This window comes from Streptomyces sp. NPDC091282 (assembly GCF_044757385.1).
Taxonomy (GTDB): domain Bacteria; phylum Actinomycetota; class Actinomycetes; order Streptomycetales; family Streptomycetaceae; genus Streptomyces; species Streptomyces gramineus.
This window is the reverse complement of record NZ_JBIVUX010000004.1, coordinates 120086-142627: the sequence shown is the minus strand read 5'-3', so window position 1 is coordinate 142627 and position 22542 is coordinate 120086. Positions and strand designations below refer to the sequence as shown.

Here is a 22542-nt window from a genome sequence, read left to right as displayed (position 1 = left end):
ACATCCGGGTGTCATACGGGACGGGAAGGCTCCGAGCGGTCCCGCACGCCTGCGGTCCCGCTCGCCTGCGGCCCCCCACCGCGGCCCGCCGTGGAAGGACAACGTCCCCGTGTCCTCACTGTCGTCACTGTCCTCGCCCTGCCCCGACGCCCCCGCGCGCACCCTGCCGGTGCCGTCGGCGGCGGGCCGTCCGCTCCGGCTGGCACTGTGCCTGTCCCCGCTGCTGGTCGCCGCGGTCTATGGGCTGACCAACCAGTCCCTGCTGAACGAGGGCGTGGCCCGGCTCGCCCGCGCCGAACCCCTGTGGCTGCTGGCCGCCGGCGGTTTGACCTGCCTGACCTGGGTGCTGGCCGCGTGCATGCGCCAGGGCGCCGTGCCCGACCCGCTGCCGCCGGGGCTGCTGCTGGCCTCGCAGTTCGCCGCCGGAGCGGCCAATCACGCGCTGCCCGCCGGACTGGGCGCGCACGCCGTCACCGTCCGTTTCCTGCGCACCCAGGGAGTGCCCCTGCAGCGGGCCACCTCCTCGATCGCGCTGTACTCGGTGGCCAAGTCGGGCGCGAAGACGGCCGTGCTGATCGGGTTCCTGCTGTCCTCCTCCGCCTGGCGGCGGCTGGGCGACCTGATCCCGGAGGGCGTGGTGCTGGTCCCGGTCGCGGCCGTGCTCACGCTGGTGGGTGTGGCGACCGCGGTGGTACGACCGCTGCGGCGGCCGGTCACCCGGCTGGTGCGCGCCGCGCTCACCGATGCCCGCGCGGTGCACGCCCGGCCCTGCCGGGCGGCGGCCCTGTGGGGCGGGGCCACCGCCCTGCCGGTGGTGCAGGCGAGCGCGCTGGCCTGCACCGGGGAGGCGCTCGGGCTCGGGCTGCCGTGGGGCACCGTCGTCTTCGCCTTCCTGGCCGGCGGGACGGCCGGCGGTGCCGTACCGGTGCCGGGCGGGGTCGCGGTGGACGCGGCACTGGTGATCACGCTGGCCGCGTTCGGGGCTCCGGTCGCGGTGGCCACGGCGACCGTGATCGGCTACCGGATGGTGACCGACTGGGTGCCGCTGCTGCCGGGCGCCCTGGTGCTGTCCGCGATGATCCGCGCCAAGACCCTGTGAGGGCTCAGTCGCGGCGGGCCACGATCCGGTAGGCGTTGGAGACGCGCAGCCGGTGCGCGAGGGGCCGTACGGCGAAGCGGTCGGCGAGCGTGCCGGCGACGAGGGCCGGGATCCCGGCGAGGAGCAGCGCGGCGCGAGCCGTCCTGCGCAGGGCGCCCGGCGGCCGGGACAGCCAGGGGGCGTCCTCGCGCGGGGCGGTGTGGTCCAGGGCGAGCCAGACGGCGGCCAGCAGGTCGACGGGGTCGTGCGCCTCGGCGTGCTGTTCGGCCACCACCGTGAAGCCCAGCTCGGTGAGGCGGGCGCGGAGGTTGGCGACCGGGACGAAGTGCAGGTGCTGGGGCTGGAGCCAGGGCAGCCACCAGCGGCCGAGCAGCCGCGCGTAACGGCTCTGCGGGTCGGGGACCTCGATCAGCAGGTGGCCGCCGGGACGTACCGTGCGGTGGGCGGCGCGGAGTTCGTCGTCGGGGTCGGTGCTGTGCTCCAGGTAGTGGAACATGCTGACCACGTCGTAGGCCGCGGTGAGGTCGGGGGCCAGTTCGGGGAAGGCGCCGCGGTAGGCGCGCTCCACGCGGCCCTCGCGGGCGGCCAGTTCGACGCCGTCGGTGAAGTCGAGGCCGTCGAAGGCGGTGCCGGGCAGCACCTCGCGGGCGGCCTCGCAGAAGTGGCCGTGGCCGGTGCCGACGTCGAGCCAGTTCTTGGGGGTGGCGTCGTGCGGGAGCATGGCCGCGGCACGGCCCCGGTACATCTTGGTACGGCCGCCGAAGGTGCCGCTCATCCGCTGTTCGCCGAGGCCGTCGTAGAAGTCGCGGTAGTAGAAGTCGAGGCCCGTCTCGTTCAGGCGCGGGTTCTGGAAGGTGTGGCCGCACTCCTGGCAGCGGTCCAGGAGGAAGCGGCCGGGCTTGTGCTGGAGCAGGTCGGTGGTGCGCAGCCGGGTGGTCAGCCGGCCGGAACCGCACCAGGGGCAGGCGGTGCGCCGGGGTTCGAAGAAGCGGTCGACGCCGTCGGCCAGGTCCCGCTGGTAGGCGGAGCGCAACGCGTCGATCTCACTCTGCTTGCTCATCGGGTCTCCTGAGGTGCGAATCGGCTGCCAGGGCTTCCAGGTGGGTCGCGGCGACCGGTGCTCCGCCCGCCGCCCGGAACGCGGCGCGGATCCGGGCGGCCGCGGTGCGCGGGCCCGGCTCGTACAGGACGGTGTCGAGGGCCTCGCCCAGCCGCTGGGCGGTGACCCGGCCGAACCTGACCCGGACGCCCGCGCCGGCGTCCACGACCTGCCCGGCGATCACCGGCTGGTCGTCCCGGATGGGGGCGACGACCAGCGGGACGCCGTGCCACAGGGCCTCGCACACGGTGTTGTGCCCGGCGTGGCAGACCACCGCGTCGACCCGTTCCAGCAGCGGGAGCTGGGGCAGCGAGGGCAGGATCAGGACGTCCTTGTCGTCGGTCGCGGGCGGCAGGGTGCCTCCGGGGTCGGCCACCAACGCCTGGACCCGGTGGGCCCGTTCGCGCACCGCGGCCACGCACTCGGCGAGGAACCGGCCGCCGACGTCCGCGTTGGCGGTGCCGAGCGAGACGAGCACCCGTTCCCGGCCGGGGTCCAGCCAGTCCCAGGGAAAGCCGCCGGCCACCGGCCGTTCGGCGATCGACGGTCCCACGTGACGGATCGTCATGCGCGTCTGCGTACCTGCCAGTTCGGGCGTGGTGAAGGCGAGCGTGAGGTGCGGGGAGAAGCGCGGGTCGGCCGTGCCCGCCGGGTCGCCGATGTCCTCCCGCAGCTCCGCGAGCCTGGCCCGGAGCCACTCGGCGACCTTGGGGATGCCGTCGTAGGCGCCGCCGAACTCGGCGGAGGTGGTCGCCGAGGTCGCCCAGGGCAGTCCCAGCCGCTCGGCCACCAGGGCGCCTGCGAAGGCCTGCTGGTCGGCGACGACGGCATCGGGACGGAAGTCGTCGACGGCGGCCCGGACGCCGGGGGCCATCGCCCGCGCGAGCGGCACCAGGAACCACTCCCACAGGAACTTCAGCGCCTCCGCGCCGCGCAGGTCGGCGGGCCGCTCGCCGTCGGCCGTGCCCGCGCACGGGTACACCCGCGCCCGCGGCCCCGCCAGCCGGCCCGGCAGCGCGGGATCGGGACAGACCCAGGCCACCCGGTGTCCGCGCGCCTGGAGTGCGGCGGCGACGCCGACGGCCGGGTTGATGTGGCCGACCAGAGGCGGTACGACGAAGAGGAAGCGGCTCACCGGACGCCGGCCGCGCGCGCCCCGCTGACCGAGTGGATCAGCTCCATGATGTGTCCGCCGACCGTGCCGGCCGCCTCGACCAGCACGGAGTGCTCGTGTCCCGGCAGCACCACCGACCGGAAGTCGGCCAGCAGCGCCTCCTTCAGCGGGACCACCTCCACCAGGTCCGAGTCACCGCCGTACACCCCGAGGACCGGGCAGCGTACGGCGCTGATCTGTTCGTCGGTGAGCACCCGGCTGGCGGGGATGTCCCGGCCGAGGCTGGTCTCGCGGGCGAGCCGGGCCGCGCCCCTGGCCAGGCGGGCGGTGTTGTGGCTGCGGTTCGCGGTGATCCAGGCGATGGCGTCCGGCTCGTTGTGGGCGAGTTCGGTGACGACGCGGCGCAGGATCCCGCCGAGCTTGTCCGCCCAGGCGGCGGTGGCGGGCTCGGACTCGATGAGGGTGAGGCTGGCGGCGCGTGCGGGGTGGCGGGCCGCGTAGCCGAACGCGATGGTGCCGCCGTAGGAGTTGCCGACCAGGTGCACCGGGCCGGTGATCGACAACCGGTCGAGCAGCGCCTCCAGGTCGTCGATGTTGTGGTCGAGGGTGTATCCGCCGGGCGGCCGGGCGCTGCGGCCGTGCCCGCGCAGGTCGTACATGACCACGTCCAGGCCGGAGGCGGCGAAGGCGGGCGCCACGGTGAAGTAGTAGCTGGCCAGGCTGTCGGTGAGCAGCCCGTGGACCAGGACCACCGTGGCGACGGGGACACGGCCCTGCGCCGGGCCCATGCGCTGGACGTGCAGCCGGATGTCTCCGGTGTCGACGATCGCCATGGTTCAGCCCGCCTCCGTGGCCTTCAGGCTCCACACGACGAACTCCACCAGGCGGCCGACGGTCAGCCCGATGATCTCGTCGAACTCCATCCCGGCAAGGAACTCGGCGAAGTTGACCCGTTTCCCGTACCGCTCCTCCAGGAGTCCGGCGAGGGTGACCAGGTCGATGCTCTCCAGCTCCAGGTCGCGGTTGAAGGTGGTGTCCATGCCGATCTCGGCGTCGTCGTCGCCGTACTCCTCCAGGAGGGTGCGGAGCATCCGGGTGAGGTCGGCGAGGACCGCCTGCTCGTCGGCGCGGACTTCGGGCTCGGTCGGGTTCATCGCGGGTCCTCCTGAGGGTCTGCGGCTGCCGGTCCGGTCGTCCAGGCCACGACGTAGTCGCGGTCCGGCAGTGCGGGGGGATTGCGGACCGGCGCGCAGTGCACCGGGTAGGCGCGTTCCAGCCGGCCCGCCACCAGGAGCCGGCTGCCGTCGGGTGCCGCCTCCAGGACGGCGAAGTCCCGCGGCCTGCCGTCGAATCCGGTGCCCTCCGCCTTGGCGACGGCCTCCTTGGCGGCCCAGAACCGGGTGAACCACAGGGCGGTGGAACCGCCGGTGCCGCAACGCTCGTGCAGCAGACGCAGTTCGTCCGCGCCCAGGGCGGCCGCCAGCGCGGCCGGGTCGCGTTCGGTGACCTCTTCGAGGTCGATGCCGGGGCCGGGTCCCGGCCGGTGCGGCCGTACGATCGCCACCGCGGCCTCGGCGCGGTGGGCGAGCGAGACGTCGAGCGCGGGCAGCGTGCGACCGTGCACACCGGTCACGTACGGGCGGCCCGAGTCGTCGTTGTGGACGCGGAGTTCGGCCGGGAAGACCGGTCCCTCGCCGTGCTCCCAGAGCCACTGCCGGACGGCGTCCTTGGCGGCGATCCGGCCGAGCAGCCACTGTCTGCGGCCGCGTGGCGTGTGCTCCGCGTACCGCGAACGCTCCGGCCCGCCCAGCGAGTTGCGCATGATCAGCTCACGGGAGGCGAGGTCGGGCCAGCGTTCGTGGACGAGCGCCCAGCCGCCCGGCCGTGCCTCGGAGAGGGTGTTGCGGTCGGGGAAGCGCTCGACCGGGCGGGTGTGCGGGTCGTTGTCGAAGCGCCGGTCCTGCCAGCCCCGGATCAAGGCCCACACCCGGTCCCCGGCGGTCAGCTCCACGTCGGCTTCGAGGACGGTGTCGGTGAGCGAGGTGATCCGCACCTGGCAGCCGACCTCGGTGCCGGGCGCGGGATGCGGGCCGAAGAAGCGCATCTCCCGCATGCCCACCGGGAAGACGACGGTCCGCTCGGTGCGGGTGGCCATGATCCAGTAGCCGAGGATCTGGCCCACGTTGTCGAGCAGGGCCCCCGGGGCGGCGGGGGTGGTGATCACTCCGCGGATGTGCCGGTCGCCGATCGCGGTGAGTTCGGTGACGCCCTGGTACGCCGGGCCGTGGAACATCCAGCGGTCGGCGTAGAGCTGGGCCGCGGTGTGGCCGGGGGTGCGTTCGGGAGCCGGCGGCGCGGTGGCGGCGGGCGGGCGCGCGTGGGCCGGGGCGAGTTCGACGACCGCGCGGGCGGTGGGGCCGAAGGCGGCGGCGACCCGGCCGGGGCCTTCGGGGGTGACGGTGACGAGGACGTCGACGGCCGGGGTGGCGGTGAGCCAGCGGTCGAAGCGGGCGCCGTGCACGGCCACCGCGCGCAGCCCGGTGGCCTCCTCGGCGGCGTCCATCAGGTGCCGGACGATGGTGGTGGCCGGGACGACCGGCCAGCGGTCCTCGATGTCGGGCCAGCCGGCGCGCTGCGGGTGGAAGCAGTGGTCGAGCAGGTGCGGCATGGTGTCCGGGGAGACCCGGACGGTGGTGGTGCGGGTCCCGGGCGCGTGTGCGGCGGTGGCGGTGGCGGTGGCGGAGACTGCCGCGGGACGGGGCGGGGTCGCGGGGACGCGCGGGGGCGTCGGCGGCCGTGGGTCCGGTGGGGCCGCGGGAGCGGACGGGACCGGTGTCCTTCGTGCGGTGAGGACGGCGGCCGCGGTGTCCGCGGTGTCGCGCAGCAGCGCGCTGAGTTCGGCGGCGGCCGGGAGGGCGGCGGCCAGGTCGTCGAGCGGGGACGGGCCGGGCCCGGCCGCGGCGGGCCGTCCCAGCTCGGCGCGGAGCCGGTGCAGCACCGGGCCGTCCAGGGAGACCAGCGCGCCGCCCAGGTCGAGCCGGACGGGCGGACGGCCCGCTGCGGGCGTACTCGTGCCGCGGGCGACGCGGACACCGGCACCGGCACCGGCACCGGCACCGGTCGGTGGTACGGCCGGTGCCACGGTCGCGCCCGCCGTCCACAACGCGGTCGCCACGCGCCGGAGCTGGGCGATCCCGGAGCGGTGCGGGGAGTTGGCGGCGACGGCCAGGTGGTCGCGGTCGCCGAGGGTGTCGGTGACGAGCGAGGCCAGCCGGCCGGGACCGGCCTGCACGAAGACGCGGTGCCCCGCGCCGTACAGGGCCTCGACCAGTTGCCGGAACCTGACCGGCTCCAGCAGGTGCCGGACGAACAGGGCGCGCACCTCGGCCTCGGCCCGCGGGAAGGGCGCGGCGGTGGTGCCGGACCAGACCGGGACGGTCGGCCGGTGCAGCTCGAAGCGCTCGGCGGCCGCCTTGATGGGCCCCAGGTACGGCTCCAGCATCGGCGTGTGGAACCCGGACCGGAACGGCAGCACCTGGCACAGCACGCCGTCGGCGCGGAAGGCGCGGACGAGGTCCGCCACCGCCCGGTCCGGGCCGCAGACCGTCGACTGGCCGGGCGCGTTGTCGTGGGAGAGGACGATCCCGGAGTCCGCCCTGTCGTCGTCCAGGGCGGCCAGCACCCGGGCGGCCGGGGCGCCCACGGCGGCGAAGGCGAGGCCGGGCACGGTGACAGCGTCGGGGTCGAACCCGGCCATGAACGCGTCCACCTGGTCGCCGGAGTAGAGGCCGGCGGCCGCCATCGCCGTCCACTCCCCGACGCTGTGCCCGGCGACCGCGTCCGGGACCACGCCCATCCGGCGCAGCGCGGCGTCCAGGAGCCGCCCCACGCCGACGACACCGAATCCATGACGGCCCACGTCACCGACCCGAACGTCCCGTTCGGCGGGTCCGGTGACGGCGGGGAGGCCGAAATGCACGGCGATGTCGTCGACGCGGGGAGTGAACTCGCCTTCCAGGCCCGGGAAGACGAAGGCCAGCCTGCCGGTGTCCAGGAGCGGCGAGGGCCGGTACCAGACGTCGTTGCGGCCCTGCCAGGCGCGGTCCCTGCCGACGGCGCGGCGGGCCAGCGCGAGGCGTTTGGCGGTGGGGTCGACGATGCCGAGGCGGGCCGGACCGGCCTGCGGGTGGGCACGGTCGGGGGCCAGTCCGGCGACGAGGACGGCGGAGTCGTCGGCGGCGAGCGCGGCCGCCAGCCGTTCGGGGGTGCGGGCGGCGAGGAGCAGGACGCGCTCGGGTTCGGTGACCGTCACGGCGGACGGGGCGGCGGACCGGCGTGCGCCGGGTGCCTCCTCCAGTACCACGTGGGCGTTGATCCCGCCGAACCCGAAGGCGTTCACCCCGGCCCTGCGCACCGGCCGGTCGGGGCCGGCCGGCCAGGGCTCGGCCCGGTCCAGGGTGCGGAAGCGGGTGCCGGCGAGGGCCGGGTGCGGGTCGTCGCAGTGCAGGGTGGGCAGCAGGGTCGCGTGGTGCAGGGCGAGGGCGGCCTTGACCAGGCCCGCGACGCCGGCGGCCGGCATGGTGTGGCCGATCATCGACTTCACCGAGCCCAGCACGGCCCGCTCGCCGCCGTCGTCGCTCGCCCCGAACACGTCGGCCAGTGTGGCGAGTTCGGCCCCGTCACCGGCCGGGGTCGCGGTTCCGTGCGCCTCCAGGAGCCCGACGGAGTGCGGGGCGGTCGGGTCGAGCCCGGCGGCCCGCCAGGCCTGCCGTACGGCGTGTGCCTGACCGCCCGGGTCGGGGTTGACGAGTCCGGCGGTACGGCCGTCGCTCGCCACCCCCGTGCCCCGGATCACGGCGTAGACGCGGTCGCCGTCGCGTTCGGCGTCGGCGAGGCGCTTGAGGACGACGACGCCGGTGCCCTCGCCGATGAGGATGCCGTCGGCCTCGCGGTGGAAGGGACGGATGCGCTGGCTCGGGGAGAGCGCGCGCAGCTGGGAGAAGACGCTCCACAGGGTGATGTCGTGGCAGTGGTGCACTCCCCCGGCGAGCATCAGGTCGCAGCGCCCGGCGGTGAGTTCGGTGACCGCCTGGTCGACGGCGACCAGCGAGGAGGCGCAGGCCGCGTCGACGGTGTAGGCGGGGCCGCGCAGGTCCAGGCGGTTGGCGATCCGGGAGGCGGCCAGGTTGGGCACCAGGCCGATCGCGGACTCCGGGCTGGCGGGTCCGAGCCGCTCGGTGAACGCCTCCCGGACCCGGGCCAGTTGACCGGGCGTGAGGCCGGGCACCAGCTCGCCGAGGGTGCGTACCAGTTGCCCGGCCGTGCGGACCCGCTGGTCCAGGCGGACCAGGCCGGGCGTGAGGTAGCCGCCGCGGCCCAGGACCACGCCGACGCGGTGCCGGTCGGGCAGCCGGTCCGGGCCGCCGGCGTCGGCGATCGCGGCGGCGGCCACGTCGAGGGCGATCAGCTGGTCGGGCTCGGTGCCGTCGACGGAGTGCGGCATGATGCCGTACCGGGTGACCTCGACCTCGGCGAGGCCGTCCACGAAGCCCCCGCGACGGCAGTACACCTGGTCGGGGACGGCGGGCCCGGCCGCCGAGCCGGGCCGGTAGTAGTCCGCGTCCCAGCGGCCCTCGGGCACGTCGCCGATCGCGTCCACGCCGTCCCGCAGGTTTCTCCAGTACGCGTCGAGGCCGGCGGCGCCGGGCAGCAGCACCGCCATGCCCACGATCGCGACCGGCGTCTGGCGGTCGTCGCTCATGTCACCAGCCCGACGCGGTGTAGACGACGGCCCGCACAGACTCCGGTCCGTAGGCGAGTTCGCGCAGCAGCGCGGCCGCGCCCTCCTCGGGGTCGATCAGCCGGACCCCGCGCCGGGCGTACTCGCGCCCCAGCTCCGGGCTGACCATGCCGGTGTGCCCGCCGGTCGGCGCCCACGGCCCCCAGTGCACGGTCAGCGCCCGGTTGCCGGTGCGGTCCGCCCACTGGGCGCCGAGGCTCTCCAGCGCGTCGTTGGCGGCGGCGTAGTCGGCCTGGCCGCGGTTGCCGAGGACGGCGGAGACGCTGCCGAACAGCACGGCGAATCCGGGTCCTTCGGGCAGTTCGTCCAGGGCGGCGAGCAGGGTGGCGGCGCCGTTCGTCTTGGTGCCGTGGACCCGCCGGAAGGACTCCGGGGTCTTCTCGGCGATCAGCCGGTCCTCGATCACTCCGGCCGCGAAGACGACGCCGTCCAGGCGGCCGTGGTCGGCGTGGATCTCCTTGACGGCCTGGAGCACGGCGTCCCGGTCGCGGACGTCGACGGCGCGGTAGCGCACCTCGCTGCCCAGTGCGGCGAGTTCGTCCAGGGTGGCGGTGATCTCCCGCTGGGCGAGGATCAGTTCGGCCTCCCGGTTGACCTCGGCGGGCCCGAGGCCGCCCCGGGCGGCGAGGGCCGCGCGGAGCGCGGCGGGGGTCGGGGCGGCAGCGGTGTCCCGGGCCTCGGGTCCGGTGGGCGCGGGGGTGCGGCCGATCAGCTCGACGCGGCAGCGGCAGGCGGCGGCGAGGCCGGCGGCGAACGTGGCGGTGATGCCGCGTGCCCCGCCGACCAGCAGTACCACGGAGTCCCGGTCGAGGCCGAGGGCGGCGGCCTCGGCGGCGCCGGCCCCGGCGGGTCCCGCGCCGGTGCCGGCGAGCGGGCCGAGCGGTACCTCGGTCAGTTCGAGGCCCTGCCGTCCTTCGGCGGTGCGCAGGACGACGGGGGCCGGTGCGGGCAGGAGCAGTTCGGCGAGGAGCGCGTCGGCGACGGCGGCCGGTGCGGTGTCCGCGAGGGACACGACCCGGGCGACGGTGTCCGGGTACTCGCGGGCGACGGTCCGGAACAGGCCGTGCAGTCCCGCCGAGCGGGCCGCGTCCTCGGTTCCGGCGGGCCGGGCGGCCAGCAGCCAGCGCGGGGCGCGGGCCAGGGCGGCGCGCAGCACGGGGAACGCGTCGGGCAGCACGGGTCCGTCGCCGCCGGGCAGCGCGCCCAGGTACAGGACGCCGTCGACGGGTCCGTCGGCCTCGTCGAGCAGGTGGTCGGCGCCGGCCGTCACGCACGCGGCGCCGTGTCCGGAGAGCAGCCGCGTCAGCCGGTCGCCGTGTCCGGCGGGCGCCCCGCCCCCGCCCAGGATCACGAACCGCCTGCCGGACAGCACGGCGGCCGGATCGGTTCCGGGGTCCGGTTCCGCCAGGTCGACGGGGCGCATCTCGAACCGTCCGGGCGCCTCGCCCCGAGGTGTGTCCTCGTCCCGGCCGGACCGGTGGACCGGCGCGGACGTGCGGGGATCCGGCGCGGCGGCGGCCGGATCGGCACCGTCCTCGGCGGTGGCCGCGGCCGTCTCCTCCCGCCGTCCGCCGGTGCCGACTCGTGCCCGGAGCCAGCCGGTGACGGCGGCGGCCGTCCGCGCCTTGGCCAGTTCCTCCAGCTCGGCGTCGTCCAGGGTCGCCGCGCCGCCCGCGATGCCGAGCCGCTTCGCCAGTTCGCCGGCGATCTCGGCCCGTTTGATGGAGTCGATGCTGAGGTCCGCCTCCAGATCGAGGTCGGGCTCGATCATGTCGACGGGGTAGCCGGTGCGCTCGCTGATGATCTCCAGGACGATCCGTTCGACGTCGGTCCCGGGGGTCGCGGGCGCCGGTCCGGGCTCGGGCAGGGCGGTCGCGGCCGGCGTGGGCGCGGACGGGAGTGCGGGGACCGGGACGGGGGCGAGCGCGGGCCGCGGCGGCGACGCGGGTGCGTCGGGCACCGCTCCCGGCGCTCCTCCGAAGTAGGTGAGCAGGACGTCGCGCTGAGCGGCGATCATCTCCCGGCTGGTGCGCAGGAATTCGGAGATCAGCGCGTCCCGGTCGGCCGGGGCGCCGTGCGGCTGGTCCGTCGTCACAGTCGTCTCCACGACTCGTCGGGCCGGTGCGAGGGCACCGGGCAGGAGGTCTCCGGTGGCGGTGCGCACGAGCTGTCCGTCGACGGTCCAGCCGGGGCGCGCGGGCGCCGGGGTGCGGACGGCGTCGACGGCGTCCCGGCCGCGCAGCAGCCAGGCGGTGCGGACGGGCGCCCCGGCCGCGGCCAGTCGGGCGAGCGCGTCGAGCCAGCCGCGCAGTCCGCTGTCGGCGCGGGGTTCGCAGGCCACGGTGGTGTGCGGCCGGTCGCCGAGGATCTGCCCGACGAGCCGGGTGAGCACGGTGCCGGGCCCGGCCTCGACGAAGACCCGTGCTCCGGCCTCGTACATCGCCTCGATCTGGGCGGCGAAGGCGACGGGCGAGCCGATCTGGGCGGCGAGTTCGGCGCGTACGGCGCCGGGGTCCGCCGGGTAGGGGGCCGCCGTGCGGTTGGACCACACCGGGAACTCGGCGGGCTGTACGGCCGCCCGCGCGAGGGCCGCCGCGAACCGGGGCGCGGCGCCGGCGACGACCGGGCTGTGGAAGGCGCAGGCCACCGGGATCCGCTTGGCGCCGAGCCCGGCTTCGCGCAATCGCTTCACGGCTTCGGTCACTTCTGCGGTGGGGCCGGAGATGACGCTCTGCTCGGGCGAGTTGTGGTTGGCGACCACGACGGAGTCCGGGATCCCGGCGGTGCGCAGCGCGCGCTCCACGTCGGCGGCGGCGCCGGACACGGCGGCCATGGTGCCCGGTTCGTCGCCCGCGGCGGCCAGGATCGCGGCGGCGCGTTCGGTGCTCAGCGCCAGGACGGTCTCGGGGGCGAGGGCGCCGGCCGCGGCGAGGGCGACGAGTTCGCCGTAGCTGTGCCCGGCGGCCATGTCGGGGCGGACCCCGGCCGCCGTCAGCATGGCGTGCGCGGCGAGGCCGGTGATGCCGAGGGCGGGCTGCGCGGCCCGGGTGTCGGTGAGGGCGGCCCGGTGGCGGTCCCGGGTGGCGTCGTCGAAGGCGGCCGGCGGGTACAGGCTGCCTGCGTGGGCGTGGCCGAGGCGCAGGTAGTGCCGCAGCTCGGGGAGGGCCACCAGGAGGTCGGCGAGCATGCCGGGGCGCTGGCTGCCCTGGCCGGGGAAGAGGAAGGCGACCTTGGCGTCGGCGTCCGCCCGCGCACCGGCCAGGTGGACGCCGGCGGCCGGGCCGGGTTCGCCCGCGAGGACCTGCCGCAGCTGTCCGGTCAGCTCCCGCGGGTCGCGGGCCACCACCGCGGCCACGACCGGCTCGTGGGAGGCGTCCGCGCGGCGGGCGGCGGCGAGCGCCAGGTCGCGCAGCCGCCAGGAGCCCGTCTCGGCGGCCCGCAGGATTTCCTCGACGCCCCGGTGCGCGGCCTGCGCGTCCCGGCCGCGGAACAGGAACAGCTCGGCGGGCCACAGGTCCAGTGCCTGCTCCGGCGGCACGCCGTCGTCGTGGGCGCCGAGCACCACATGGAAGTTGGTGCCGCCGAAGCCGAACGCGCTGACCCCGGCGATCCGTTCGGCCGCCGGAGCGGCCCACGGCCGGGCCTCGGTGTGGAAGGCGAACGGGCTGTCCTCTTCCTGCCACGCCGGGTTGGGCCGGTCCAGGTGCAGGGTGGGCGGTCTGACGCCGGTGTGCAGGGCGAGGGCGGTCTTGATCAGTCCGGCGAGTCCCGCGGCGCACTTGGTGTGCCCGATCTGGGACTTGACCGAGCCGAGCGCGCAGCCGCCTCTTTCGGCCCCCGCCTCCGTGAACACCTCGCTGAGGATGGTGAGTTCGGTGCGGTCGCCGACGACGGTCCCGGTGCCGTGCGCCTCCACCAGTCCGACCTGCGCCGGGGAGACGCCCGCGTTGCGGTAGGCGCGCAGCAGCGCGGCCCGCTGTCCCTCGGGGCGCGGGGCGGTCAGGCCGAGGGAGCGGCCGTCGCTGGAGGAGCCGAGTCCCTTGATCACGCCGTAGACGCGGTCGCCGTCGCGTTCGGCGTCGGCGAGCCGCTTGAGGACGACGCAGGCGACGCCCTCGCCGAGCGCGATGCCGTCGGCCGAGGCGTCGAAGGCGCGGGAGCGGCCGGTCGGCGAGAGGGCGTGCACGGACGAGAAGAGGACGTAGTCGTTGATGCCGTTGTGCAGGTCGGCGCCGCCGCACAGGACGACGTCGCTGGTGCCGGCGGTGAGTTCCTTGCAGGCGACGTCGACGGCGGCCAGCGAGGAGGCGCAGGCGGCGTCCACCGTGTAGTTGGCGCCGCCGAGGTCGAGGCGGTTGGCGATCCGCCCGGAGATGACGTTGGCGAGCATGCCGGGGAAGGAGTCCTCGGTGAGCTGCGGCAGTTGGGCGTCGAGGCCGTCGGGGACGCGGCCGTAGTAGGAGGGCAGGACGGCGCGCAGGGTGGCCGCGTTGGAGAGGTCGCTGCCGGCCTCGGCGCCGAAGACCACGGAGGTGCGGGAGCGGTCGAACTCCTTTCCGCGGGCGTATCCGGCGTCGTCCAGGGCGCGCCGGGCGGCCTCAAGGGCGAGCAGCTGGACGGGTTCGATGTGGCCGAGGGAGGCGGGCGGGATGCCGTAGCCCAGCGGGTCGAACGGGATGGGGGGCAGGAAGCCGCCCCACTTGGAGGTGGTGCTGCCGTCGGCGTGGTGGACGTCCGGGTCCCACCGCTCGGCCGGGACCTCGGTGACCGCGTCGTGTCCGGCGACCACGTGCGCCCAGAACGTGGCGAGGTCGGGTGCTTGCGGGAACATCCCGGCCATGCCGACGATCGCGATGTCGAGCGGGGCGGGCGCGGGCGGCTCCCTGCGCGGCTCGGGGGCGGGCCGCCGGGCCAGGCGGTCGGCGGCGCCGTCGGTGACGGCGTGGTGCAGGGCGGCCAGGGTGGTTCTCGCCGAGCGCAGCACGGCGACCTCACCGGCCATGAACATTCCCTCGTTGAGCTGGCGTTGCTCGTCGACCGGCGTCAGCTCGCCGGCGGCGGAGCGGTCGACGCCCTTGCTGGCGATGCGCAGCCGGCCGACGTTGAGCCGTTCCAGTTCCTCCCACAGCCGCCGGTCCGGCACGCCGTTCGCCCGCAGTTCCGCCTCGCGCCTGTGGTAGCCGAGGGTGAACGGGCTGGGTACGCAGCGGGTGGCGTGGCCGGGCGCGGTCTCCAGCAGCGCGGTCGAGGCGGCCGCCATGACCTGGCGCTGGAACAGGGGCCGGATCGCGCCCCGGTCCACCGCCTCCTCGGTGAAGAGGTAGGCGGTGCCCATGAGCAGGCCGACGGCGGCGCCCCGGGCGGTCAGCGGAGCGGCGAGCGCGGCGACCATCGCGGCGGAGCGTTCGTCGTGGATGCCGCCGGCGAAGAACACCTCAAGTCCCTCGGCCCGCGGGAAGTCCTCCAAGACGGCGAGCTGGGCCTCCCAGAGCGGGAAGCTCGCGCGCGGTCCGACGTGGCCGCCGCATTCGGAGCCCTCGAACACGAACCTGCGGGCTCCGGCCTCCAGGAACTGCCGCAACAGGCCGGGCGAGGGCACGTGCAGGAAGGTGGTGATCCCGGCCCGTTCCAGCGCCTCGGCCTGGGCGGGGCGGCCGCCCGCGATGATCGCGTGGCTGGGCCGCAGCTCCCGGACGGCGTCGAGCTGGGCGTTCCTGAGGTCCTCGGGGGCGAAGCCGAGCACGCCGACGCCCCAGGGCCGGCCGTCCAGCGCGGCCATGGCCTCGGTGAGCAGTTCCCGCGTGCGGGCGCCGTCGGCGAGGGCGAGGGCCAGGAAGGGCAGCGCTCCGTCGGCGGCGACGGCCGCGGCGAAGGTGGCCCGGTCGCTGACCCGGGTCATCGGGCCCTGGGCGACGGGCAGCCGGGTGCCGAGGGCTCGGCTCATGGCGGAGGTGCCGGGCCGTAACGCGTCCGGGGCGACGGCGCTGTCCTCCTGGATCGCCGCCCGCAACTCCCTCATGGTGCGCCGTACATCGCCCCACCGGTCGGCGAACCGGGCGGCGAGGAAGCCGTCCTGTCCCACCGGCAGGAGCTGGGTGCGGGGGTCCTCGGCGCCCAGCAGCGCGGCGACCGCGGCCGGGTCGTCGGCGGGCGGGCGCGGGGCGTCCGGGCCGCGCCGGTGCAGGATCCGGTGACCGGCCACGACGGTGGTCTCGGAGCCGTCCAGGGAGCGCAGCAGGGCCGCGGTGGCCTCGGGCAGCCGGGACTCGGCGAGCAGGGCCAGCTGGCTGTCCAGGACGACTCCGGCCGCGCCGCCGGCCACCGCGGCCGCCGCGGTACGCGGTCCGATGCCGCCGCAGGCCCACACCGGGACGGTCAGTTCCGGTGCCGCGAGGAGCTGTTGGAGCAGGACGAAGGTGCTGAGCCCGCCCACCCGGCCGCCGCTCTCGGCGCCCCGGGCGATCAGCCCGTGGGCTCCGGCCTCGACCGCCGTCCGGGCTCCGGCCAGGTCGGTGACCTCGGCCAGCACCCGGCTCCGCGCGGTGAGCCGGCCGGCCGGCCAGGGCGCGTCGGCGGCCAGGACCACGGTGTCGGGCGCCTCGTCGAGGTCGTCGGGGGTGAGTGCGCAGCGCGGGCCGACCCGCACGCCGTAGGGGCCGGGGGCCGCGCGTCTCAGCCGGGCCAGGGCCTCCCGGGTTCTTCGGTCTCCGCGCCCCAGGTCCAGGACACCGAGTCCGCCGGCGGCACAGACCGCCGTGGCCAGCCGGTGGTCGGGTTCTCCGAAAGGGGTGACGCACATGATCAGGTCGACGGCACGCACAGGGGACGTCATGATGCTCCGAATAATCGGGAGGACAGCACGGTGGGGGATGTGTGCGGCGGAAAGCTCGGGGTGAGGCCACGGAAACTAGCGAGTTCATTACTCGCGGGTCAATAACGGAACGGCCCTACCATGGCCGGGGGCATTGATTCGGCCAGCCGGGGAAATACACCGCAAGTGCCGAAAATCCGAGCATTCCACTGCGCCGAAACGGCCCCGGAACCGGCCGAGCACCGGCGTCACACCGCCACAAGACCGTCAAAGCGCCCGGGTCATTCACGCGCCACTCACCCCGGCGCAACACCCCGTGCGGGCGCGCCCAGCTCTGTAAATTCGGGATGACTTCGGTCCGCTGGCTCGATCGTGGCACAGCGGAAACGTGCGGCGCCCGGCCCTGCACGAAGCCTGCACCAACCCTGACCCAAGCCTGACAAAAACCTGTCGCCGAGCGTATTACTTCAGGTGAAACGCACGACGGGGAAAATCCTTGTAAACCCTTGAAGTAAAGCGGCCGGAGAGGGTTCGCCCGCCGACCGCTCATTGACATTCGTTCAGTTTTCCGTCCGCCCACGCGGGCATGGCGTGCGGGGCGGGCCCGCGCGCACGGGCGGACACCGGGGCCGCCGGGGGCGCCCGCCACCGGGCCGACGGAGAGGTACGTGCCCCCGGTCAGCCGAGCAGGCCCGCCGCTCCGTCCAGGACGCCGGTCACCGTGGCCGGGACGGACTCCAGCACGTCGTCGGCCGTCGCGGTGAGCGTCGCGACGGGCTCGGCCCGCTCCGGCGGCCCGGACGGCACGACCGGGACCGTGCCGTGCGAACCGACCTGCGCGACCCGGGTGCGGTACGGCTCCCGCGCGTCCTCCGGCGCCTTCGGCGGAGCCGACGCGTCCGGCGGGGACGCCGGGGCGGGCGGTCCTTCGCTCTTCTCGGGTGCGGCCGGTGCGGCCGGTGCGGAGTGCGGGGCGCCCGGTGCGGCGCCGCCGGACGCCAGCTCCCAGCGCTGCCGAAACGATCCGTCACGCCGGGCCACGGTCACCTTCGTGCCGTCCACGGTCAGCGCGCGGCCGGTGTCCCAGCGCAGCAGGAGCTCGCCGCGCACGGTCAGGTCGTACGCCACCTCGCCCGGGTGCACCAGGCAGCCGGAGAGCACGACGGTGCCGGCACCCGGGTCGGCGGCCAGGCAGAGACCGGGGTCGAGGGTGCTGCGCAGCATGCCGTCGTCCTGGTAGGACCACTGCTGGGAGCCGGTGTCCGCGCACCGGCCGAGCCCGAGGCCCGCCCCCTCCCGCGGCCGGCCGCCGCGCACGTCCAGGCAGAGCCCGGATTCGAGGCTGCGCAGCCTGCCGCGGGCGACCTCGGCGGGCTCGCCCGCGGAGGCCGGGGACGGCGAGCCGGCGGTGGCCGGTGCGCGGTCGGGGCCGGGCGTGGTGGCGCCGGAGCCGTGGGCGCCCCAGGCGGTGGCGCCGGGACGCGGGACACCGTTGTCGTCGGACCAGCTCCTGGCCACGAGCACGGTGGCGAGCAGCGCGAGGGAGACCAGGGCGGCCCCGGCCAGCAGGGCCCCGCGACGGCCGCCCTCGGACACCGTGCGGTGCCGGCCGCCGGGCGCCGTCGCGGACGCGGACGCGGACGCGGGGACCGTGCGGGCCGGCCAGGGCTCGGCGGTGCCGCGGCCGGGCCGTGCGTCGAGGTAGCGGCGGGCACCCCAGCCGAGCACGGTCTCGGCGAGCAGCACCTCAAGACCGCCGTCGAAGTGGCTGAGCTGTTCGGCGGCGTGCCGGCAGAAGCGGCAGAGGGCCAGGTGCCGCTGCACGTCGGGGAGCAGGGCACCGCCCCGGCGCAGGGGGACGTCGAGGAGGCGGTTGTAGAAACGGCATTCCTTCGAGGGCGCGAGTTCCCGGTGGGCGCGGACCACACCGGCCCTGAATTGTTCTCGGGCCTGGTCGAGCGCGGCTGTCGCGGTGGCCACGTCGACACCCAACAGACCAGCGGGTATGTTTATCGGTTCGGCTTCGGCCTCGGTGTGCCACAGGAGACATTGAGAGGCCGCGGGAAGGGCCTGGAAAGCGCGTTCCGCGAGGTGCCGCCTTTCCGGGGTGCCCGGCTTCGCGGCGCCGAGTCCACGGCCTCCGGTGGTTTTGCGCAGTTCCGGTACGACCACGGAAATGGCTTCGTCGGCGGCCCACGCGCGGACCGTCTCCCGTACGGCCACCAGGAGCCGCGGACGCAGGGCGCCGCCGACCGCGCCGCCGGCCGCCCCGCCGAGCACCCGCTCGAAGGCGGCGCCGGCCACCAGTTGCGCGGCGGGGGTGGCGCAGGCGAGGCAGACGACGGCGTAGTCGCAGGTGGCGCGCCAGTGCCGGGTGAGCAGCAGGGCGACGGCGTGATGCCTGTCCGCGGGGGTTCCGGCGAGCCGGGCGAGGAGGTCGCGGTCGGACTCCCCCGGGGTCGCGCCGGGGCGGGGCGGGTAGGGCGGGCGTGGGGGGTAGGGGGATTGCACTGAACCATTTCCTTCCGAGCCGCAGGACGGCAGTCGAAATGGCGTCCTGACGGAATGCAGTGCCTGATTGGTGCGTACCTTTTGGAGACCATAAGGACCGGGCTGACGGCCGTGCCGGTCTCTGGACCCTCCCGCGGGGAGGCTCACCTTCGCACACAGGTCTCTCAGGAAACAAGAACTCGTGATGACTCGGGTTCAGGGTTCGGTGAATTCAGATGAGTTACCGTCGGTATCCGCATCCGCATTGCATTCGGCGGGTCCACCGGGCCGAGTTGTGCGCGTCATGGACCCGGTGGCACACGAAATCTTCAACTCGCCCCAGGCCGCGTCGACCGCGGCGGAACGGGCCCTTCCACAGCCGTCTCCCACGTTCCTCTCGGCCCTCTCTCATCCCGGCGCGCCAGCATGGCCCGCATGACCGCCCCCCACCCCTCCCCCGCGCCCGCCGCCGCCCGTCCGGTCCGCAAGGCCGTCGTACCGGCCGCCGGGCTGGGCACCAGGTTCCTGCCCGCGACCAAGGCCACCCCGAAGGAGATGCTGCCGGTCGTCGACAAGCCGGCGATCCAGTACGTCGTCGAGGAGGCCGCCAGGGCCGGGCTCGACGACATCCTCATGGTCACCGGCCGGCACAAGCGGGCCATCGAGGACCACTTCGACCACGCCTTCGAACTGGAACAGGCGCTCGCCGCCAAGGGCGACACCGTGCGCCTGGACGCGGTACGCGATCCCGCCCGGCTCGCCGACATCCACCACATCCGCCAGGGCGACCCGCTCGGCCTCGGCCACGCGGTGCTGTGCGCGCGGCACCACGTCGGCGACCAGCCGTTCGCGGTACTCCTCGGCGACGACCTGATCGACGCCCGGGAGACCCTGCTCGACCGGATGCTGGAGGTCCGCGACCGTCTCGGGGGCAGCGTGGTGGCGCTGATGCGGGTCGACCCGGCGCAGGTCCACCTCTACGGATGCGCCGCCGTCGAGCGCACCGGCGAGGAAGGCGTGCTGCGGGTGACCGGCCTGGTGGAGAAGCCGTCCCGCCAGGACGCGCCCAGCGACTACGCGGTCATCGGCCGCTACGTCCTCGACCCCGCGGTGTTCGGCGTCCTGGAGCGGACCGCGCCGGGCCGGGGCGGCGAGATCCAGCTGACCGACGCGCTGCGGGAACTCGCCGCGGACGGCACGGTGCACGGGGTCGTCTTCGACGGACTGCGCTACGACACCGGCGACAAGGCGGACTACCTGCGCACGGTGGTCCGGCTCGCCTGTGAACGCCCCGACCTGGGGCCCGGGTTCACCGCGTGGCTGAAGGAGTTCGTGGCGGACCTGACGGCGGGCGAGGCCGCACGGGCCGCCTGAACCGGGCCCCCGGGGCGTGCGCGCGCGAGGTGTGCCCGCGCCCTCCGGGCCCGCCGGGCGGACCCGCGCGGCCCTCGGGCCCGGGTGCTGATGCGGCGGCATGGCGCTACCGTCGTGGGGAGAGCCAGGGGCGTGTCCACCGGTACGGCGGACCTCTTCTCCGATCCGCGCACCGGCCCTTTCTCCTGTCGGGACGCGTCCCCTTCGCAGAAGCTGGAACGAGGAGGCTTCCGATGGCGTCCACCGCACGGCGGCGGAATCTCTCGACGACACTCACGGCGGTGGCGATCGCCCTCACCGGCACCCTGTCCGCGGCCCCCGCGTCCGGCGGGCAGACGGCCGACCAGCGGACGAAACCCACGATCGTCCTCGTGCACGGCGCGTGGGCGGACGCGTCCAGCTGGAACGGCGAGGTCTCTCTCCTGCGCCGGGCGGGCTACACGGTGCGCGCGATCGGCAATCCGCTGGAGAACCTGACGACCGACGCGCAGACGGTCCAGGACTTCCTGAAGACCATCAAGGGCCCGATCGTGCTGGCCGGGCACTCCTACGGCGGCTCGGTGATCACCAACGCCGCCCAGGGCGTCGGCAACGTCAAGGCGCTCGTCTACGTCGACGCCGCCGCGCCCGCGGTCGGCGAGACCACGGCGCGGCTGAGCGGCCCGACGTCGGTGCTGACCAAGGGGTCGCCCGCCGACCTGTACGACGCGGTGCCGTACGCGAACGCGCCGTCCAAGGCGTCCGCGCTGTACCTGAAACAGGACGTGTTCGTCACGAAGTTCGCGAGCAGTGTCCGCCACGACCAGGCGCTCGGCCTGTGGGCCACCCAGCGCGCCGCGACCACGGTGGCCTTCAACACCCCCTCCAAGTACGCCGCGTGGAAGACGATCCCGTCCTGGTACTTCATCAGCACCGGCGACCAGATCATCACGCCCGACTCGGAGAAGGCGATGGCGCGCCGCGCCGGGTCCAAGGTGACGCTCTACAAGGGCGGTTCGCACCTCACGCTGGTGTCGGACCCGGCGGCCGTGACGAAGGTGATCCAGTCCGCGGCCGCCTCCGTGCACTGAGGCGGCGGACGACCGGGGAGGCGCCGGCTCAGCCGTTGGGACGCAGGGTCCACACGACGGTCATCTCCCCGGTGACGGCGCCGTCCTCGCGGGTGATGGCGACGGCGACCGGGAACTCGGGGCGCCTGCCCTCGTCGAGTTCGGCGACGACGTCGGCGATCGGGCGGCCCAGGGTCGCGGTCGCCGTGACCGGTCCGAGTGCCACCTTCTTGTAGGCGATCTCGGCGCTGACGGCCAGCGGCACGGCCCGCGAGAGCTGGTCGCCGAAGGCGGCGAGGACGATCGCGCCGCTCGCGGACTCGGCGAGGGTGAACATCGCGCCCGCGTGCGGGCCGCCGATGTGGTTGTGGAAGTCGCCCTGGTCCGGGAGGGCCAGCACGGCGCGCTCCGGAGTCGTCTCCAGGTACTCGAGGTTGAGGGTCCGCACCATCGGGACCGTGGCGGCGAGCATCTCGCCGATCGACATCTGGTCTGTGCTCATGACGGTCATGTTACTCACGGGTAGCAGTTCTGCACAGAGCCGGTGCGGTGTTCGCCGCCGGGGCGGCCGCCACCTGGCCCGACGGCGTTCACCGGTCCCGAGGGGGTACCCCGGACCCGGGCGGCACTAGGGTTACGAGCCATGTGGCCAGAACAGCAGCCGCCAGGGGGCGAGCAACACCCGCAGGGCAACCCGTACCAGCAGCCGGGTTACCAGCAGCCGAATCCGTACCAGCAGCCCGGCTACCAGCAGTACCCGCCGCCGGGCGGGTACGGGCAGCAGCCGCAGTGGGGTCAGCCGGGTCAGGCCGGCGGGCCGCAGCCGCCGCAGGGCGGGGGCGGCGGCAACCGGACGAAGCTGGTCGCGATCATCGCGGCCGCGGCGGTCGTGGTGGCGGCCGGCGTGACCGGTTTCCTGGTGCTCGGCGGCAAGAAGGACGACACCGCGGACGGCGGCAAGGACCGGCAGGCGTCCCGGTCGCCCGCGCCGTCGCCGACCGTCTCCGCCTCGGCGGACGACAACCCGCGCGGCGGGGAGACAGAGAAGCCGACGATCGCGGGCTGGAAGACCGTCGTGAACCCGAAGTGGGGCACGGCCTTCGACGTGCCGGCCGACTGGGAGGTGCTCACCCCGGGGACGTCCATCGGCTTCGAGGACAAGGACGGCAAGCCGATCATCACCATGTCGGGTGCCGCCCAGTACAAGTCGACGTGGTGCACGAGCGACGACGACAAGGACGGCAGGACCGAGGACACCTCCCTCGCCGGGGTCGGCACCAAGGGCGAGAGCGGCGCCAAGAGCGGCGGCGACGCGGCCGTGCGCGAGGTCCCCTGGTGGGTGTACGGCGGCTACACGCAGCCGGACAAGAAGAGCCTCGACTACGACAAGAAGGCCACCGCCTACACCACCGCCTCCGGTCTCAAGGGCGCCTACGCCTGGGCGCGTTCGTCGGACACGCCGCAGAAGGGCAAGTGCGCGAGCGACGGCAAGGCGATCACGTTCGGCTTCGAGAACTCGGCCGGCGACCTGGTGTCCTGGGACTTCTACGGCGCCAAGGGTGTCAAGGGCGAGGTCCCGACGGCGACGATCATGAAGATCCTCAGCACGGTCCGGCTGCACGGCACGCCGACCGGAGGCTGACCCGGCCGGGGGTCCACATGCCCGCCGACCGGTTTGGCAAGCCGGACCCGCGGCAGGGATAGTC

At 75.0% G+C, this 22542-nt stretch carries 12 protein-coding genes; 4 read left to right on the top strand and 8 right to left on the bottom strand.

The annotated features are described in order from the left end of the window. The first annotated feature begins 109 nt into the window (after positions 1-109). Positions 110-1099, top strand: coding sequence for a YbhN family protein (locus ACIQOE_RS19650; protein WP_401412646.1), 990 nt, complete (start codon positions 110-112; stop codon positions 1097-1099). A 4-nt stretch (positions 1100-1103) separates the two neighbouring features. On the opposite strand, the gene ACIQOE_RS19645 is transcribed toward ACIQOE_RS19650, so the two are convergent. The 7 genes from ACIQOE_RS19645 to ACIQOE_RS19615 form a co-directional block, all read right to left on the bottom strand. Further along, positions 1104-2159 (bottom strand): class I SAM-dependent methyltransferase, encoded by a 1056-nt coding sequence (locus tag ACIQOE_RS19645; protein ID WP_351326884.1) that lies wholly within the window; start codon positions 2157-2159, stop codon positions 1104-1106. Then, positions 2143-3333 (bottom strand): glycosyltransferase, encoded by a 1191-nt coding sequence (locus tag ACIQOE_RS19640; protein WP_401412644.1) that lies wholly within the window; start codon positions 3331-3333, stop codon positions 2143-2145. The genes ACIQOE_RS19645 and ACIQOE_RS19640 overlap by 17 nt, the downstream gene beginning before the upstream one ends. Beyond that, positions 3330-4145, bottom strand: coding sequence for an alpha/beta fold hydrolase (locus ACIQOE_RS19635; RefSeq protein ID WP_401412642.1), 816 nt, complete (start codon positions 4143-4145; stop codon positions 3330-3332). The genes ACIQOE_RS19640 and ACIQOE_RS19635 overlap by 4 nt, the downstream gene beginning before the upstream one ends. 3 nt (positions 4146-4148) lie before the next feature. Then, positions 4149-4466, bottom strand: a complete 318-nt coding sequence (locus ACIQOE_RS19630) for an acyl carrier protein (RefSeq protein WP_351933453.1) — start codon at positions 4464-4466, stop codon at positions 4149-4151. Next, a complete protein-coding gene (locus ACIQOE_RS19625) occupies positions 4463-9073 on the bottom strand; it encodes a beta-ketoacyl synthase N-terminal-like domain-containing protein (RefSeq protein ID WP_401412640.1) in 4611 nt (1536 codons plus the stop codon). Before ACIQOE_RS19625 ends, ACIQOE_RS19630 begins: the two co-directional genes overlap by 4 nt. A gap of 1 nt (position 9074) precedes the next feature. Beyond that, entirely contained in the window at positions 9075-15944 is a 6870-nt protein-coding gene (locus ACIQOE_RS19620) for an SDR family oxidoreductase (protein WP_401412638.1), read from the bottom strand. A 657-nt stretch (positions 15945-16601) separates the two neighbouring features. Further along, positions 16602-18434 carry an RICIN domain-containing protein gene (locus tag ACIQOE_RS19615; protein ID WP_401412636.1) on the bottom strand — a complete coding sequence of 611 codons (1833 nt, stop codon included), beginning with the start codon at positions 18432-18434 and terminating at the stop codon, positions 16602-16604. A gap of 414 nt (positions 18435-18848) precedes the next feature. Between ACIQOE_RS19615 and galU the strand changes: the two genes are divergently transcribed. Continuing rightward, positions 18849-19787, top strand: a complete 939-nt coding sequence (galU, locus tag ACIQOE_RS19610) for a UTP--glucose-1-phosphate uridylyltransferase GalU (RefSeq protein ID WP_399009653.1) — start codon at positions 18849-18851, stop codon at positions 19785-19787. 233 nt (positions 19788-20020) lie between these two features. Next, positions 20021-20857 carry an alpha/beta hydrolase gene (locus ACIQOE_RS19605; RefSeq protein WP_363015029.1) on the top strand — a complete coding sequence of 279 codons (837 nt, stop codon included), beginning with the start codon at positions 20021-20023 and terminating at the stop codon, positions 20855-20857. A gap of 28 nt (positions 20858-20885) precedes the next feature. Here ACIQOE_RS19605 and ACIQOE_RS19600 read toward each other — a convergent pair whose 3' ends face one another. Further along, positions 20886-21323 (bottom strand): DUF4442 domain-containing protein, encoded by a 438-nt coding sequence (locus ACIQOE_RS19600; protein ID WP_351326999.1) that lies wholly within the window; start codon positions 21321-21323, stop codon positions 20886-20888. Positions 21324-21479: 156 nt separating this feature from the next. Here ACIQOE_RS19600 and ACIQOE_RS19595 point away from each other — a divergent pair, with 156 nt between their 5' ends. Continuing rightward, positions 21480-22478: a hypothetical protein gene (locus ACIQOE_RS19595; RefSeq protein WP_365553616.1), complete on the top strand. Its 999-nt coding sequence runs from the start codon at positions 21480-21482 to the stop codon at positions 22476-22478. Positions 22479-22542: the final 64 nt, after the last annotated feature.

What these genes read in the sequence shown, in the direction of transcription:
- ACIQOE_RS19645 (WP_351326884.1), bottom strand. Translation starts at nt 2,159, where the DNA reads ATGAGCAAGCAGAGTGAGATCGACGCGTTGCGCTCCGCCTACCAGCGG.
- ACIQOE_RS19635 (WP_401412642.1), bottom strand. Translation starts at nt 4,145, where the DNA reads ATGGCGATCGTCGACACCGGAGACATCCGGCTGCACGTCCAGCGCATG.
- ACIQOE_RS19630 (WP_351933453.1), bottom strand. Translation starts at nt 4,466, where the DNA reads ATGAACCCGACCGAGCCCGAAGTCCGCGCCGACGAGCAGGCGGTCCTC.
- ACIQOE_RS19625 (WP_401412640.1), bottom strand. Translation starts at nt 9,073, where the DNA reads ATGAGCGACGACCGCCAGACGCCGGTCGCGATCGTGGGCATGGCGGTG.
- ACIQOE_RS19620 (WP_401412638.1), bottom strand. Translation starts at nt 15,944, where the DNA reads ATGACGTCCCCTGTGCGTGCCGTCGACCTGATCATGTGCGTCACCCCT.
- galU (WP_399009653.1), top strand. Translation starts at nt 18,849, where the DNA reads ATGACCGCCCCCCACCCCTCCCCCGCGCCCGCCGCCGCCCGTCCGGTC.
- ACIQOE_RS19605 (WP_363015029.1), top strand. Translation starts at nt 20,021, where the DNA reads ATGGCGTCCACCGCACGGCGGCGGAATCTCTCGACGACACTCACGGCG.
- ACIQOE_RS19600 (WP_351326999.1), bottom strand. Translation starts at nt 21,323, where the DNA reads ATGTCGATCGGCGAGATGCTCGCCGCCACGGTCCCGATGGTGCGGACC.
- ACIQOE_RS19595 (WP_365553616.1), top strand. Translation starts at nt 21,480, where the DNA reads ATGTGGCCAGAACAGCAGCCGCCAGGGGGCGAGCAACACCCGCAGGGC.